We start from the raw sequence: 15,807 nt of genomic DNA, 5'->3' as shown, positions 1-15,807 counted from the left end.
AAACACGCCATGGCAGACTTTACCCGGCGCGACGTAATCAAAGCACAAGCTGTTGCGGCCGCTGCAGCAGCAGCGGGCGTTGCCGTGCCAGCCTCCGCGCAAAATCTGGTGACAGATGCAGATCTTACTGAATTGAATTGGTCCAAGGCACCATGCCGCTTTTGTGGAACAGGCTGTTCCATCATGGTTGCCACCAAGGCGGGCCGGGTTGTGGCCACGCACGGTGACAGCAAAGCCGAGGTCAACCGCGGCCTCAATTGCGTCAAGGGATATTTTCTATCTAAGATTATGTACGGCGAAGACCGCCTAACTCAACCTCTGCTGCGAAAGACCAATGGCGTTTATGACAAAGAAGGTGAATTCACGCCGGTCTCGTGGGATGAAGCCTTCGACATCATGGCCGAAAAATGGAAGGCCACGCTCAAGGAAAAGGGTCCCAAAGGCATCGGCATGTTCGGATCCGGCCAATGGACAGTTTGGGAAGGCTATGCTGCCTCGAAACTGATGAAGGCAGGCTTCCGGTCCAACAACATCGACCCCAACGCACGGCACTGCATGGCCTCAGCCGTGGCCGGATTTATGCGTACTTTCGGTATTGATGAGCCAATGGGTTGTTATGATGATTTTGAGAACGCCGATGCCTTCGTGCTTTGGGGGTCCAACATGGCGGAAATGCACCCCATTTTGTGGACTCGTATTGCCGACCGTAAGTTCAGTCATCCGCATGTCAAAGTGGCAGTGTTGTCCACCTTTAAGCACCGCAGTTTCGATCTGGCAGACATTCCTATGGTGTTCACACCGCAAACCGATCTGGTCTTGTTGAACTACATCGCCAACTATCTGATCCAAAATGATGCCGTGAACCACGATTTTGTCGGCAAACATGTCAACTTCCGCCTGGGCAATCCTGACATTGGCTATGGCCTGCGGCCCGAACATCCGCTGGAACAAGCCGCAGAGAATGCTGACAAGGCTGGCGGCTCCTCTGAAATGACATTTGAAGAGTTCGCGACCTACGTTGAACCCTACACGCTTGAATATGCTGCTGAGATGTCCGGCGTTCCTGCCGAGCGCATTGAGGAGATGGCAAAGCTCTATGCTGATCCTGACACCAAGGTCATGTCGCTCTGGACCATGGGAGTGAACCAACACACGCGCGGCGTCTGGGTCAACAACATGATCTACAACATCCACCTGCTGACGGGTAAAATCTCGACGCCGGGCAACTCGCCCTTCTCGCTGACTGGGCAGCCGTCGGCATGCGGAACCGCGCGTGAAGTTGGGACGTTCTCGCATCGTTTGCCAGCCGATCTTCTGGTTGCCAACGAAGAACATCGCCGCTTTTCCGAAAAAATTTGGAAAATTCCAGAGGGGACCATTCCCGGCAAGGTCGGGGCGCATGCTGTGTTGCAAAACCGCTTGCTCAAAGACAGCAAGATTAACTGCTATTGGGTCCAGGTGAACAACAATATGCAAGCCGCCCCTAACATGATGGAAGAAGGCCTGCCCGGCTATCGTAACCCTGACAATTTCATTGTTGTCTCGGACGCCTATCCCACAGTAACGGCCGAAGCTGCTGATCTGATCTTGCCCACGGCCATGTGGGTGGAAAAAGAAGGTGCTTACGGTAACGCCGAGCGGCGGACGCAGTTCTGGCACCAGTTGGTAGATGCCCCTGGTGAAAGCATGTCTGACCTGTGGCAGCTGGTCGAATTTTCCAAACGCTTCACCACCGACGAGGTTTGGGATGCAGAGCTCCTTGAAGCGAATCCAGAGTTCAAAGGTAAAACTCTTTACGAGGTGCTCTACAAAAACGGTCAGGTTGACGCCTTCCCTATTGAAGAAGCCAGCCCGGACAACGCAAATCACGAGGCCGAGGCGTTTGGGTTTTACATCCAGAAAGGCCTGTTCGAGGAATACGCCCAATTCGGGCGTGGCCATGGGCACGATCTGGCACCGTTTGATGTGTATCACAAGGAACGCGGCCTACGCTGGCCGGTTGTAGACGGCAAGGAAACGCAATGGCGCTTCAAAGAGGGCTCTGATCCCTACGCTAAACCCGGGTCGGATTATGATTTTTACGGGCATCCTGACGGGCGTGCACGTATCTTTGCCCTGCCCTTTGAGCCCGCGCCAGAAGTGCCCGACGAAGAATATCCATACTGGCTCTCAACCGGGCGGGTGTTGGAACACTGGCATTCGGGATCGATGACTCAAAGGGTGCCAGAACTTTATAAAGCGGTGCCAGATGCGCTGTGTTACATGCATCCTGATGATGCCAAGGAACAGGGCCTCAGACGCGGATCAGAGGTGCGCGTTTCCTCGCGACGTGGGGAGATTATCACCCGCATTGAAACCAAAGGACGCAACAAGCCACCACGCGGATTGGTCTTTGTGCCGTGGTTTGATGCGAGCCAACTGATCAACAAGGTCACGCTGGATGCCACTGACCCAATTTCCAAGCAGACCGACTTCAAGAAATGTGCGGTCAAGATCGAACCGGTTGCGGGGTAATATCATGAAAACGATTCTTATTTCCGCTTTCGTCGTTGTAACTGCCACAGCAGCATTTTCCGAAAATCAGGTCGCGACCTTACGTGGCAAAGCGCCCTTGGCGGAAACCTACACCGCCCCCACCTTCCCCAAGGTGGATAACTCGGATGTGCGTCAGGTGCGCAATTACCCAGAGCAACCGCCTGTAATTCCGCACAAGATTGATGGGTACCAGATAGATACCAAATTCAATAAATGCTTGGATTGCCATTCACGTACCGCAATCGAAGTCAGTCAGGCTCCAATGGTGTCGATCACCCACTTCATGGATCGCGACAGTCAGTTTCTGGCTTCAGTTTCGCCACGTCGGTATTTCTGCACGCAATGCCACGTTCCACAAGCCGAAGGGCAGCCACTCTTGGAAAACACATTCGTCGATGTGGATCAGGTGCTGGATTACATCAAATCCAATGAAGGGGGTGGACAATAATGCGCCGCCTGCTTTCACGGATGTGGTGGCTACTTAGCAAACCCGCCACACATCTATCCCTTGGTTTTCTAACACTCGGGGGTTTCATCATGGGAGTCATATTTTGGGGTGGCTTCAATACCGCCCTTGAGTTGACGAACACTGAAGAGTTTTGCACCGGATGCCATGAAATGCGCGACAACGTGTTTGTGGAACTGCAATCCACCGTGCACTATTCCAATGCCTCGGGCGTCCGGGCCACTTGCCCCGACTGTCACGTGCCGCACGCCTGGTCATCTAAGATCGCGCGCAAAATGGCCGCCTCAAAGGAGGTTTATGGCAAAATCTTCGGCACCATCAGCACACGCGAAAAGTTTGAGGCCAAACGTCTTGATCTGGCGCAGCATGAGTGGGCGCGGTTTGAAGCCAACGACAGTCTTGAATGCCGCAACTGCCATTCGTCGGAAAGCATGGATGTCACGCTTCAGAGCAAGCGCGCTTCAGAGGCACATGAGCGGTTTCTGCTGACGGGTGAGAAGACCTGTATTTCGTGCCACAAGGGCATCGCGCACGAATTGCCCGATATGAGCGGTGCACAGGAGGATCACGCACAAAATTCCGCTGTTCTTCAGAGCTATCTCAAGGAACTTGAGAACTGAGATCACTGAACAGAAATTCAGCAAAAAAAGCGCCGGCCATTGGCCGGCGCTTTCGTTTGCATCATGGGCACAGGGAGACTGGCCCGGAGCGCAAACGTGTTGGGTCAGTTTAATTGAGCCACCAACGCTCCATCCAGCGCTCGCCGTCCATATCCCAGTTGGTGGCGATGGTGTCCGACATGCCGACATTGTCGGCGACCGCGAAGACATATGAAGCATACATCGGGATGAGTGCCCCGCCTTCGTTGTGAACGATTTCCTGCATTTCGTAGTACATTCCACGCCGCAGTTCATCGTCAAGCTCGGCCCGGGCATCGACAAGCAGCTTGTCGAACCGCTCATGTGATTGGCGCGTTTCGTTCCAAGACACTCCGGTTTGATAGGCGGTTGAGAACATCTGGTCTTCGACCGGACGCCCGCTCCAATAGCTGGTGATAAACGGCGACTTGATCCAGTGTTCTGCCCAGAATCCATCATTCGGCGTGCGCTTAACCTCTAGGTCAATGCCAGCACCTTTTGCCGAACTTTGGATTAAGATTGCAGCATCCACCGCACCTGCGAAGGCGGCCTCTGACGCGTTGATTGCAATCGCCAGAGAATCCAACCCGGATTGTTTCAGGTAATACTTCGCCTTATCTGGATCATATTCTCGTTGTGGCAGGTCCTTGTTGAAATAGCGCTGCCCTGATCCGATTGGGTGGTCGTTACCAACCTCACCATAGCCAAACAGAATTTTATCAACGATTTCCTGACGATTCACCGCGTACTTCACGGCCAAGCGAACGTTGTTGTCGTCAAACGGTGCGGTATCCGTCAGCATGGGCAGGGAATAATGCAAAGTACCGGTGGCCGTCACCAGATTGACCCCTGGCTTACGCCCCATCAGGTCAGCGGTCTTTAGATCAACCCGGTCAATCGCGTGGACATCGCCCGCAACAATCGCGGAGGTGCGTGCGTTTTGGTCGATTATCGAAAGAAGCTCGACCGTATCAACATGACCGACGTCATCTGACCAGTGGTTTGCGTGCCGTGACAGCAAAGTGCTTACGCCAGCCTGATAGTTATCGATCTTATAGGCACCGCAGCCGACAAGATCCTGCCAGTTCATGGAGCCATCTTCATTGGCCGGCATAACGGGCAGGTGATAGTCGGTCATGATGAAGGGGAAGTCAGCGTTGCCAGCATCAAGCTCTACGACGATGATGTTATCGCCGTCCGCCTTCAGGTCTTTTACTGACGCGACCAATGGCGCCGCAGCAGATGTTGAACCTTCACCACGGTGGTGGTTGATTGATGCTATGACATCACTCGCCTTCACAGTGCGGCCATTGTGGAATTCCAATCCATCGCGCAGCTTGAAGGTCCAGGTTTTTGCATCTGATGATGCGTCCCAAGATTCCGCGAGTGATGGTTCAAGGCTGCCGTCTCCGCCAATCTGCGTCAGATATCCCTGATATCCGCCAAGCGACAAGCCGATCGTGTAGCCGTTTTCAATGATGCCTGGGTCCAGTGCATCAGTGGTCGAGCCGTGGCCCTTGGCCACCTTCAAGTGCCCACCTTTCTTGGGCGTCGAAGCGTAGACTTTATCGGCCGCGACAGACAATGCTGTCACGCTCACCCCAGCAGCCAAACCTTGCTGCATAAAGCTTCGTCGTGAAACTCTATTTTCTTTCAGTTGCTTGGACAGTCCTTTTAGTGCATCCATGTCATCCTCCCTTGATGTTTTGGACTTGTTATAAATAAGGCCGCGTCATTGCGCGGCCTCTGTTAATTCTTGTCTGACTGTTGGGTGGTTGCTGGCGCTGGATAGGTGCAAGGCCGCCCCCAACAGTGTATTGCACCCCGCCTCCAGATGTTCGGGCTCAGCGCTTTCGGCCTCGTTATGGCTCAACCCATCCTTGCAGGGCACAAACACCATCGCAGTCGGCACTTTGCGCGCCACCTGACAGGCGTCGTGCCCTGCCCCGGAAACCATAGTTCTGTTGGGATAACCTGCGGCATCAGCGGCGTTCTGGATGGCGTCCACACAGGCCTGATCAAAATGAACCGGCGGATTGTGCCAGATCATGTCCAGATTAATCTGCGCCTCAGTTTCCTGCGCCACGGCTGCCCTGAGAGCGGCATCCATTTTGGTCAGCACCGCATCATCCGGATTGCGAAAATCAATGGTGAAACGCACTTCGCCTGGAATGGTATTGCGTGAATTGGGCATGACATGCATTTCGCCTACGGTACCAACGCTATGGGGAGCATTGTCCAAGGCGATCTGCTGAACCACCAATACCAACTTGGATGCCGCAATCAGCGCATCCTTGCGCCCTGCCATCGGGGTAGAACCGGAGTGCGCGTCACGCCCTGAAACAGTGACATCATACCAGCGCTGACCCTGCCCGCCGCTGACGACACCGATCATCTCATCATGCGCCTCTAGTATCGGCCCTTGTTCGATATGGGCTTCAAGAAAGACCCCCATAACGTGTTCACCGCAGGGCTCTTCCCCGGCGTATCCAATCCGCTCAAGCTCGTCGCCAAAGGTCTTGCCCTCCGCATCTGTGCGGCTCAGCGCGAAGTTCAGATCAAACAGGCCAGCATAAACGCCAGAACACAACATTGCCGGGGCAAACCGCGCACCCTCTTCGTTGGTCCAGTTAACCACTTCGATAGGCGCGTCGGTTTCTAGCCCCAGATCATTCAGCGTCCGAATGATTTCTAATCCAGCCAATACGCCATAAACCCCGTCGAACTTACCGCCATGCGGCTGCGTATCAAGATGGCTACCGATCGCAATCGGCGGCAGGGAATCGTCTCGTCCGGGCCGTCGCGCGAACATATTCCCCAGCTGGTCGAAATGAACTGTACAGCCTGCATTACGGCACCAATGCGCAAACAATTCACGCGATTCACGATCACCATCAGTCAAAGTAAGGCGGCCACAGCCGCCCCCCGGAAGCGCATCAATCTTGGCCATCTCCATGATGGTATCCCAAAGACGTGCGCCATCTATCCGTGGTGTGTTGGTCATGCATCCTCCCGGCAGAGCGCCTGACTGAGACAGTGTACACCACCCCCGCCAAGAGTAAACATCGACATATCAGGGTCATAGACCTCGAAGCCCAAGGCCTTCAACTTGGCGTTCAGCTCATTCGCCCCGGCCATCGACAATACCTTGCCGTCACCCAGTGCCACTAGGTTCACTCCAAGGTTTTTCGCCTCGCGATACTCGACTTCGACAATATCGATACCCCAGCTACGCACGACGTCGACCAACCATGGCTCCATCGCATCGACACAGGCCACCGCCAGATTATCCGCCAGCGGCACTATCAATCCATCCATATGCACAAATTCACGACTGATCGGTGCAACGACAGCTTCCCAACCTTCGGCGCGAACAAAGTCGGCCACTTGTTCACTGCCTTCTTTTTCAGAGCGCTCGCCACAATAGCCGATCAGCACCTTACCCGGCGCGATGATGTTGAAATCGCCGCCTTCGAAATGCCCGGCAGTGGCAAATTTCCAGATCGGAATGTCATGGTCTTGGTAGAACTTGATCACGGTGGCATAATCCGCGCGGCGGCATTTCAACTGCATGTGGCAGACCAGCGGTCCCCATGGCGTCATGGCCGAGCTGTCGCGCGCAAAAAAGTTCCGATGCAGCGCTTGATCAGCGTCCAAATAGTGGCAGGTAACACCGTTTTCTTCGTAGATCGAAACCATCTCGGCATGTTGTTTCATCGCCAGTTGCAGATCAAACCGAACACCGGTTTTGTCCGCATTTGCCAAGGTGCGGCCGATCAGCGGCCCTGCCTCAACCCAACGGTAGTATTCAGGCTTGCCCAGCAAGACATCCGTCAGTTTGGCATGGTCATTGTTGATGCCCCATTTCGACAGAATTTTGGCCCCGTCCTTCATGACATATCCTTTTGTGCGAGAGTTCATCTTGCCTTGCAGATTGACATGGCAAATTCCTGCAATAAATTACAAATAAAGAAATCTTACTTGCATAAATATACACGCAATGTTGCCACCAAACCTTTCAAAAGCTGACCTACACTTGCTGCACGTGTTCACCGCCGTGGTGGATGCGCGAGGCTTCTCTGCGGCACAGATCGAATTAAACGTGTCCCCATCGACCATTTCGCGGCAAATTTCCGATCTGGAGATTCGGCTGGGCATGAAGCTGTGTCAACGCGGGCGGTCCGGGTTTCGCGTCACAGAAAAGGGCGAACTCGTTTATCGCGCAGCGCAACGTCTGTTTGCTTCGATCCGTGAATTCACAGAGACGGTGGACGGGTCGCGCGGTAAGCTGGTTGGGAATCTTTCAATTGCCGTGATCGACAACTGGGTGTTCAACACACAGTCGCAGTTTTCCTCAGCGCTGCGCCAGTTTGTACAACAAGCCCCCGACGTAACGATTGAGCTCTATTCCCACGCACCGGATGATATGGAGTTGGCGGTTCAGGATGGGCGTGTTTCGCTGGGAATAGGTGTGTTTCACAAACACAAGGCCGGGCTAATTTATGAGACCATCGGCTTTGAAAAGATGGGGCTATATTGTGCCCAAGGTCATCCGATTTTCACTGTGAATGACATTGCCAAACACGAGGAACTCCTGAAGTCGTGTCAATACGCCAAGCGCGCCTATCTGCGCGAACGCGACGTCTCCCCTATTTCAAGGCAGTTAAATAGCACCGCGCTTGCGCATCAGATCGAAGGGATTGCGCATCTGATCCTGACGGGACGCTATGTCGGATACCTACCCGAACAATTTGCAAATGTCTGGGTGCGGGATGGCACCTTGCGAACGGTCGCAGGCGGGAAATTTGACCAACCGTCAGAGCTAAAGCTCGTCAAAAAGAAAGGCACGGATCTGAATTTGGTTGCACGTACTTTTGAGAACCTCGTGCGGGAACATTCAAATGGGTAGGCGATAAACGCCTATTCTTGTAAGTTTTTGTTATGATTTGCGACCTCATGCGCGATAGTCCCCCCAAAGTGTTAGAGCGATACAACCGGTCCGAGAGCTTTCAACGACACCGCAAAAGCTTTTGATTTTCAGGCAGGATTTACCTAGGCTGCAGCCATGACGCCAAGATACCTTCACCTAGATTGCAGAGTTCCAAAGCCCGATGAAACTCAGTGAAAACGACCTCGAAGAACTTGGCACGTGTATCGAGATGATTGGCCAACCAGAACTGCCCTCTACCATCTGTGATTTCTGCATGAAATTGTGTGAGGCGGAATCAGTGTACCTCAGCGCGTTTTTCGGCTCGGACAAACCGGCAGCGCTTTACACTAACCATGATCGGGCAGAGGTTCAGACCGCGCTGGAGATATACAACGATCTGGCCTACGTCGTTGACCCATTTTTCGACTACTTTCAAAAAGGCGGGCAAGATGCTGTTCTGCGCCTAAGCGATATAGCACCTGACAACTTCAAGAAAAGCGAATACTTCAATCAGTTCTATCAGGCCATGGGTCTGCGAGATGAATGCGGCCTCTTGGTCCGCTTCAGTGATAAAGCTGCTCTGTTTCTCTCAATTGGTGTTCATCAGAAGGGTGACCGCATACGACCAGCCAAACTGAAATCTGCCATGCCGTTGATCGCATCTGTTCTCAAACGTCATTGGACCGTGCTGACCCCAGAACGCACCGATAACACCACCCGGCTCGCCGCAGTGTTGGAAAGTGCCTTTGACGCGTTTGGAGCATCAATTTTAAGCCCGCGCGAAGGTGACATCCTTCGCTTGATCCTTAAAGGGCACTCGAGCAAATCTATTGCCCGAATTTTCGGCAATAGTCCCGAGACCATCAAAGTCCATCGCAGGCGGGCATATTCAAAACTAAACATCACTTCGCAGGGAGAACTGTTGTCGTTGTTCCTTGACGCCCTGCGATACACACCACTGAACAGTCAGGAAGACCCCTTGCTTCACTTGCAGGATGCGAAGAGCAAGGGATAGAAATCCTAGTTCAGCAGTTCCAATGTCGCGGACAGCAGAACATTTGCTCCTGCCCCAACATGTTCTGGCGTCGCGCTTTCTGCGGGGTTGTGGCTCAGACCATCCTTGCAGGGGATAAAGATCATCGTGGTCGGTGCCTTGCGGGCCACCATTAGGGCGTCATGACCGGCGCCTGAAATGATATTCAGATGCGAACAACCATGCTCTAACGCTCCATTCAGAACCGCTTTGACCAATTTTGCATCAAAGTCGACAACAGGCGAGTGCCAGATCTGATTAAGATCAAATTTAAGCCCTTTGTGGTCATCCATGACCGAGGCCAATATAGCCTCCAACCGCTCATTCATCGAGGTCAAGACTGCCTCGTCGGGGTGACGCAGGTCAATCGACATCTCGATCTGGCCGGGCACCACATTGCGGCTGCCGGGACACGTGTCAATCTGTCCGATGGTGGCACGTGCATGCTCATCTGTGCGACCAATCTCTAAAACTCCGGCGATGATCTCGGGCAAAGCCGCGACCGGATCGCGCCGCATGCCCATCGGAAATGGCCCCGCGTGCACTTCTTGCCCGCGAATGCTCACGTCGTACCAGCGAATGCCCTGCGCGCCGGTTACGACACCGATCGTCTTCTCAGTTTGCTCTAGGACCGGACCCTGCTCAATATGAAGCTCCAGATAAGCATGGATGTCTTTACCAGTCGGGTCGGCAAACCCGGAATAGCCATGGCGATCCAGCTCTTGCCCGACTGTGATACCTTCTTTGTCTGCTGCATCGCGCACCTGCGCCAGATCCAGCATGCCTGCGTAGACGCCCGAGCCCATCATCGCAGGAGCAAAACGTGCACCCTCTTCGTTCATCCAGTTGGCGATTTCAACTGGCCTGTTTGGCTTGATCCCTGCCTCACGAATACAGCGCACCACTTCAAGCCCGGCCAGCACTCCTAGAATGCCGTCATATTTACCACCCGTGGGCTGGGTGTCCAGATGGCTCCCCAGCACAATTGGTGACAAGCTGTTGTCCTGCCCGTCCAGCCGGGCGAACATGTTGCCAACCGCGTCATAGGAAATCTTCAGGCCAACTTGAACGCACCAATCGATGAACAGCTCTCGGCCGGATAAGTCGGTATCGGTCAAAGCCTGCCGGTCACAGCCCCCATCAGGGGTGCCACCGATATTGGCAATCTGCATCAGATTATTCCACAGGCGCGGGGCGTTGATTGTCAAAGTCATCAGGTTTCCTTTGAAAAAGCGTTTCTCCATCGGCGTCGCATCTGGAGAGATTTCAAGATCAGCGGTTGGGTTCAGCACTTCCTACGAAACCGCGAAGAAGTATTTCTTGAACGGTCCTTTGGCATCCCAATAACCGGTGAAACCCTTACGAAACAAGAAGGTATCGCCTGGGCCATAGGTCTCAGACGCGCCGTCATCTGTTGAAAGAGTCACTTCGCCACTCAGAACATGGCAGACTTCTTCGATGGGGCGGTTTTCGATGCGTTCCTTGTAGGTGCCGCATTCCCAGACGCCGGCGGTCACACCGTTTTCGCTAAAGAACATTGCGGCCGCCTCATCAGGTGCACCCGACACAACGTTCGCTAAGTCCACCAGACTGACCTTCGCCAGCTTACCGTTTGGTCCGTCGGGCAACATTTTTTCCATGTATTTCGCCATCAGATAATCCTCATTCTTGATATTCTGGTTTGGGGGAGCTTCGCGCGCAGTCACTCTTTCATGCGGTCGCGCAGCATGTAGTATTGATAGGTTGCCTCGGCCCCGATCTTGCCCAGAGGCCCAAAAGTTGAGGTCAGTCGGAATCGGTCAGCCAGCATCTTGTAGCGGGTATCGCCCTCTGCGATGGCTGCCGCCAGCAAGTCACCCGCGATGTTGGTAGCCGCGACCCCATGGCCACCAAAGGCCTGTGCATACCAGATGCCCGGACGCTCTTCACCGATCTGCGGCATCTTGTGGGCGGACCAGCTCATCAAGCCCTGCCACGCATAGTCAACCTTAACGCCTTCAAGTTGCGGAAAGACCTTCATCAGGTCGCCGTACAGCAGTTGATCCAGATCCTTGGGCTCATTCAGATTGACCGATACCCGCCCACCCCACATAAGGCGGCTGTCAATCATCGGGCGGTAGTAGTCAAAGGCAAAGCGAGTGTCGTAGATCGCATGGCGGTAAGTAAAGGCCTCATCCAACCGATCCCCCAAAGGCTCGGTCGCCATGACATAGGTGGCAATCGGCAGAGATGAGCGCACAAGCGGTTTGTAAAGCCCCTCAAGGTAGCCACCGCAGCAAATCACCAACCGTTTGGCTCGGATCACGCCATTAGGAGTGTGCACGATCTTAACCGGCCCATCCGGCTTAATTCGTGAGGCGGGCGTGTTGGCATAGATCTGCGCTCCACCCTTATGGGCCTCTTCGGTCAAGCCCAGCGCGTATTTCAATGGATGAAAATGAAAGGCCTTTTTATCCACCAGCGCGCCGTTGTAGCACTCGGATTTTACCACTTCGCGCAGCGCGTCCTTTGACATATAATCCAGTTCAACGCCAAAGCTATCGGCCATAAAAGTCTGATGGTCATTCTGGATCTTTTCATCCTTGAACCAGTTGCACAGCAGGACTCCATCCCAAATCGCTTCGCAGTCGATCTCGTAGGAATTGATGCGCTGGCGGATCAGTTCGATCCCTTCGGTGGTCAAGCCATAGAGCTCGCGCGCTTTCTGCGCGCCGACCGCCTTGATCAGCCCATGTTCATGCAGGGAAAAGCCGCCAAAGGCAAATCCGCCGTTGCGGCCGGAACATCCAAAGCCAATGCCCTGCGCATCAATCACTGCTATATCGGTGTGAGCCCGTTCCACCAACCCAAGCGCGGTTGACAAGCCCGCGTAACCACCGCCGATGATGCAGGTGTCAACTTCGATGACCCCAGCCAATGCCGGAAGGGACGCCCGATCGCTTGCCGTAGCAGCGTAATATGAGTTTGGATAGCTCACGCATTTCCCCCGAGGTTCATATTTCGCAAAAGTCGTGTGTCGGGGCGATGCCGCCGTCAACCGAAGTTGAGCTGACCCTATCGAAGGCAAATCACCCGCATCAGTCCCCCTTAATTGGTATGTCCCGCAACCGACTGAACAACATAACCAATTTGGGGCACTGTCCTGTAGGCGTGCGACCTCCTTATCCTCCGGCAACGGCTGAAATTTGCTCTCGGAGGTCCAAGACATGCTGCAAGATTGGCACGCAAATGCGCAAAAACTGAAACCCGAAACCCGTCTGTTGATTGACGGTAAATGGATAGAGGCCGGCGATGGCGGAAGCTTCGCTTCGATCAATCCAGCCAATGGGGCGCATGTGGCGGACCTTTCAGCGGCGACCGAAGCGGATGTGGCCAAAGCCACCGAAATTGCCAAGCAGCGTTTCGATCAAGGTGCTTGGTCTAATCGCCCGCTGCGTGATCGCGTGGCAACGCTCTATCGTTTTGCCAAGCTGGTTGAAGAGAATGCTGCGACCTTCGCGTTGTTGGACAGCATTGAGATGGGCAAGCCGATCTCGGAGATGCTGAACATTGATGTGCCTGGTTCAGTTTTGACACTGAAATTCATGGCAGAATGTGTCGACAAAATCGGCGGAACCTGCCCAACCACCAATTCTGACGCGCTGCACTACATTATGCGTCAACCGCTGGGCGTCGTGGGTGCCATTACACCATGGAACTATCCGATGATGATGGCCACCTGGAAGATTGCCCCTGCCCTTGCGGCGGGCAACAGCGTGGTGCTGAAGCCATCCGAGGACGCTTCACTCTCCTCGCTCCTGTTGGGCAAACTATTTCTGGAGGCTGGCGGCCCCGAAGGCGTGTTGAACGTAATCCCCGGTCGCGGCGCGGTTGCAGGCCAGGCACTCGCGCGTTCTATGCAGGTCGACAAGATCGCCTTTACCGGCTCTACCGGTGTCGGGCGTTTGATGCATGAATACGCCGCGCAATCGAACCTCAAGCGTGTCTCGGCCGAGTTGGGCGGCAAATCCCCACAGATCATTCTAGAGGATGTGCAGGATCTGGATGCCGTGGCCACCAAAGTGGCGCGTGGTTTGTTCGGCAATCAGGGCGAGGTGTGCTCGGCCGGCACGCGCATCCTGGTAGCCCGCCCAATCTATGATAATTTCTGCCAAGCCTTGGCCAAGGCCGCACCGCTGTATGAACCCGGCGATCCGCTTGATCCCGCCACCATCATGGGGCCGCTGGTCAATAAACCACACCAGCAAAAGGTGCTTGGATTCATCGATGGAGCAGTTGCTGAAGGGCATACGCAGGTCGTAGGTGGGGCGGCGCATGAGGCCGGTGACGCGGGTTGCTATGTCTCACCTACCCTCTTTGCTGGGCTTGATAATACCGCTCGCATCGCACGCGAGGAGATCTTTGGCCCGGTCGGGTGTGTAATTCCGCATGACGGACCAGACGATGCAGTGCGTATCGCCAACGACAGCCCCTATGGGTTGGCGGCAGGCATTTGGACCAACAACCTGACCGCTACCCACCAGATTGCCCGTGATCTGGAGTGCGGCATGGTCTGGGTCAACGGCTACATGAATGGCGACATGACCCAACCCTGGGGCGGTTGGAAAGAATCCGGTGAGGGGCGCGACAAATGCTTGGACGCCTTGCTGGAAAATACACAGACCAAGTCGGTCTGGGTCACGTTGGAAAGTTAAACGAATTGTGAGGGGTTTGACTGCCCCTCACGATGCCCATCCATTGCATCCAACTTGAAGCTATGAAACCCTTTGCCAAACAGAGGGGAACAGAATGCCAAACTGGACATTAATCACCGGCGCTTCCGAAGGTCTGGGTGTAGAATTTGCCCGCATCGCCGCTGCTGAAGGGCACGACTTGATCCTGACGGCCCGGTCCGAAGACAAACTGAATGCCTTGGCCCATGAATTGCGCAGCAACAATGTGCAGGTCGAGGTGATCCCCGTTGATCTGTCAGACATGGCGCAGGTGGAGAAACTCTGGGCGCAAGCCACTGAGGATCGGCAAGTCGATGTCCTAGTGAACAATGCGGGACTCGGACGGCACGGGCAGTTTGGAGATGGATCAGACTGGGCGCGTGAGTTGAGTTCCATACAGGTCAATGTTCTGGCACTCAGCTACTTGATGAAACAGGCCATTCCCCACATGCAAGGCGCGGGTGGCGGAAAAATTCTCAACGTGGCCTCGGTTGCGGGCTTCATGCCCGGCCCCAACATGGCCACTTATCATGCGACCAAGGCCTATGTGCTGTCTCTCACTGAAGCAGTCAGCGAAGAGCTGAGTGGCGGCAACGTGACCGTCACCGCCCTGTGCCCCGGCGCCACCCAAACAGCGTTTTTTGATGCCGCGGATATGGGTGGCGTGCGTCTGTTGAAGCTCAACCGTCCTGCCCGTGCTGATGCCGTAGCGCAAGCAGGGTGGAACGCCATGCAGCGCGGCAAACGTGTGATCGTTCCAGGACTGTTGAATAAGTTCTTCGCCTTTTCGCCACGCATCTCCCCGCGTCGCATGGTGACCTTGATCTCGAGCACGGTGATGGGCAAAGCGGGCGTTTAGATTGGAAGGTCTGGCCTCCTTCTTGCTGGCAGCCTTCGCGCTGACTGGCAGCCCCGGCCCCAATACGCTTAGCGCAGCGGCTGTTGGTGCGTCTTTTGGGCGGCTGAATGGTTTGAGGTATGTCGCAGGACTGAGCGCAGGCGTGGGCCTAGTGATTCTGATCGCCGGCACCGGCGTATCTGGCGCAGTAATGGCCCTGCCGGGTGTCGCCCCGGTCATCACAGCCTGCGCTATGGCGTATTTTCTCTATCTGGCATGCCGAATAGCAACCGCGCCGCCGCTTGGAAAATCGGCACAATATCAAACCTCAAAGGCCCCCATGTGGTACGTCGGGGTTTTTTTATCCCTTGCCAATCCCAAAGCCTATGCAGCGATGGGGGCCCTGTTTTCGGGGCATGTATTGCAGCCGGATCAGCCCGTCACCGACGCCTTGACCAAGGGTATTCTGGCATTGGCCGTCGTCTGCCTTGTTAATCTTATTTGGCTTTCCGTGGGGGCCGGTTTAGCGCGTTACTTGCAAAACCCACGCACCTCGCGATTGGTCAATGTCAGTTTTGCAGTTCTCTTACTTTTATCGATTGTTGCCGTCGCTCTGGGTTGAACTGGCGTGCATTTGTTAGCGCCACCACAATTG

14 protein-coding genes are annotated in these 15,807 nt (G+C 54.6%); 8 read left to right on the top strand and 6 right to left on the bottom strand.

Annotated elements, in window-relative coordinates:
- The first annotated feature begins 9 nt into the window (after nucleotides 1-9).
- The 3 genes from napA to ROA7450_RS00735 are packed head-to-tail and all read left to right on the top strand — an operon-like array spanning nucleotide 10 to nucleotide 3,621.
- A complete protein-coding gene (napA, locus tag ROA7450_RS00745; RefSeq protein WP_085803706.1) occupies nucleotides 10-2,514 on the top strand; it encodes a periplasmic nitrate reductase subunit alpha in 2,505 nt (834 codons plus the stop codon).
- Nucleotides 2,515-2,518: 4 nt separating this feature from the next.
- Nucleotides 2,519-2,983 carry a nitrate reductase cytochrome c-type subunit gene (locus tag ROA7450_RS00740; protein WP_085803705.1) on the top strand — a complete coding sequence of 155 codons (465 nt, stop codon included), beginning with the start codon at nucleotides 2,519-2,521 and terminating at the stop codon, nucleotides 2,981-2,983.
- Complete coding sequence (locus ROA7450_RS00735) at nucleotides 2,983-3,621, top strand: NapC/NirT family cytochrome c (RefSeq protein ID WP_085803704.1); 639 nt, start codon at nucleotides 2,983-2,985, stop codon at nucleotides 3,619-3,621. Before ROA7450_RS00740 ends, ROA7450_RS00735 begins: the two co-directional genes overlap by 1 nt.
- A 109-nt stretch (nucleotides 3,622-3,730) precedes the next feature.
- Here the strand turns inward: ROA7450_RS00735 and ROA7450_RS00730 are convergent, their stop codons facing one another.
- From ROA7450_RS00730 to ROA7450_RS00720, 3 genes are read right to left on the bottom strand one after another with little or no spacing between them, the layout of a single operon-like run.
- Entirely contained in the window at nucleotides 3,731-5,326 is a 1,596-nt protein-coding gene (locus ROA7450_RS00730) for an ABC transporter substrate-binding protein (protein WP_085803703.1), read from the bottom strand.
- Nucleotides 5,327-5,371: 45 nt separating this feature from the next.
- Complete coding sequence (locus ROA7450_RS00725) at nucleotides 5,372-6,643, bottom strand: Zn-dependent hydrolase (RefSeq protein WP_085803702.1); 1,272 nt, start codon at nucleotides 6,641-6,643, stop codon at nucleotides 5,372-5,374.
- Nucleotides 6,640-7,560: a dimethylarginine dimethylaminohydrolase family protein gene (locus ROA7450_RS00720; protein ID WP_234999367.1), complete on the bottom strand. Its 921-nt coding sequence runs from the start codon at nucleotides 7,558-7,560 to the stop codon at nucleotides 6,640-6,642. The genes ROA7450_RS00725 and ROA7450_RS00720 overlap by 4 nt, the downstream gene beginning before the upstream one ends.
- 79 nt (nucleotides 7,561-7,639) lie before the next feature.
- On the opposite strand from ROA7450_RS00720, the gene ROA7450_RS00715 reads away from it, so the two are divergent.
- Nucleotides 7,640-8,548 (top strand): LysR family transcriptional regulator, encoded by a 909-nt coding sequence (locus ROA7450_RS00715; protein ID WP_085803701.1) that lies wholly within the window; start codon nucleotides 7,640-7,642, stop codon nucleotides 8,546-8,548.
- A gap of 202 nt (nucleotides 8,549-8,750) precedes the next feature.
- On the top strand, nucleotides 8,751-9,584 hold the full coding sequence (locus tag ROA7450_RS00710) for a helix-turn-helix transcriptional regulator (RefSeq protein WP_085803700.1): 834 nt from the start codon (nucleotides 8,751-8,753) through the stop codon (nucleotides 9,582-9,584).
- Nucleotides 9,585-9,589: 5 nt separating this feature from the next.
- On the opposite strand, the gene ROA7450_RS00705 is transcribed toward ROA7450_RS00710, so the two are convergent.
- From ROA7450_RS00705 to ROA7450_RS00695, 3 genes are all read right to left on the bottom strand, one after another.
- Entirely contained in the window at nucleotides 9,590-10,816 is a 1,227-nt protein-coding gene (locus ROA7450_RS00705) for a Zn-dependent hydrolase (protein WP_085804120.1), read from the bottom strand.
- A gap of 81 nt (nucleotides 10,817-10,897) precedes the next feature.
- Complete coding sequence (locus ROA7450_RS00700; RefSeq protein ID WP_143534306.1) at nucleotides 10,898-11,254, bottom strand: cupin domain-containing protein; 357 nt, start codon at nucleotides 11,252-11,254, stop codon at nucleotides 10,898-10,900.
- Nucleotides 11,255-11,304: 50 nt separating this feature from the next.
- Entirely contained in the window at nucleotides 11,305-12,579 is a 1,275-nt protein-coding gene (locus tag ROA7450_RS00695) for an NAD(P)/FAD-dependent oxidoreductase (protein WP_200812910.1), read from the bottom strand.
- 229 nt (nucleotides 12,580-12,808) lie between these two features.
- Between ROA7450_RS00695 and ROA7450_RS00690 the strand changes: the two genes are divergently transcribed.
- The 3 genes from ROA7450_RS00690 (at nucleotide 12,809) to ROA7450_RS00680 (ending at nucleotide 15,774) form a co-directional block, all read left to right on the top strand.
- Nucleotides 12,809-14,296, top strand: coding sequence for an aldehyde dehydrogenase family protein (locus ROA7450_RS00690; protein WP_085803697.1), 1,488 nt, complete (start codon nucleotides 12,809-12,811; stop codon nucleotides 14,294-14,296).
- A 94-nt stretch (nucleotides 14,297-14,390) separates the two neighbouring features.
- Nucleotides 14,391-15,173 carry an SDR family NAD(P)-dependent oxidoreductase gene (locus ROA7450_RS00685; RefSeq protein ID WP_085803696.1) on the top strand — a complete coding sequence of 261 codons (783 nt, stop codon included), beginning with the start codon at nucleotides 14,391-14,393 and terminating at the stop codon, nucleotides 15,171-15,173.
- Between the two features lie 22 nt (nucleotides 15,174-15,195).
- A complete protein-coding gene (locus tag ROA7450_RS00680; protein WP_200812909.1) occupies nucleotides 15,196-15,774 on the top strand; it encodes a LysE family translocator in 579 nt (192 codons plus the stop codon).
- Nucleotides 15,775-15,807: the final 33 nt, after the last annotated feature.

This window comes from Roseovarius albus (assembly GCF_900172335.1).
GTDB classification, from domain to species: domain Bacteria; phylum Pseudomonadota; class Alphaproteobacteria; order Rhodobacterales; family Rhodobacteraceae; genus Roseovarius; species Roseovarius albus.
Note: the sequence above shows the minus strand (reverse complement) of the source record. Positions and strands in the feature narration are given on the sequence as shown.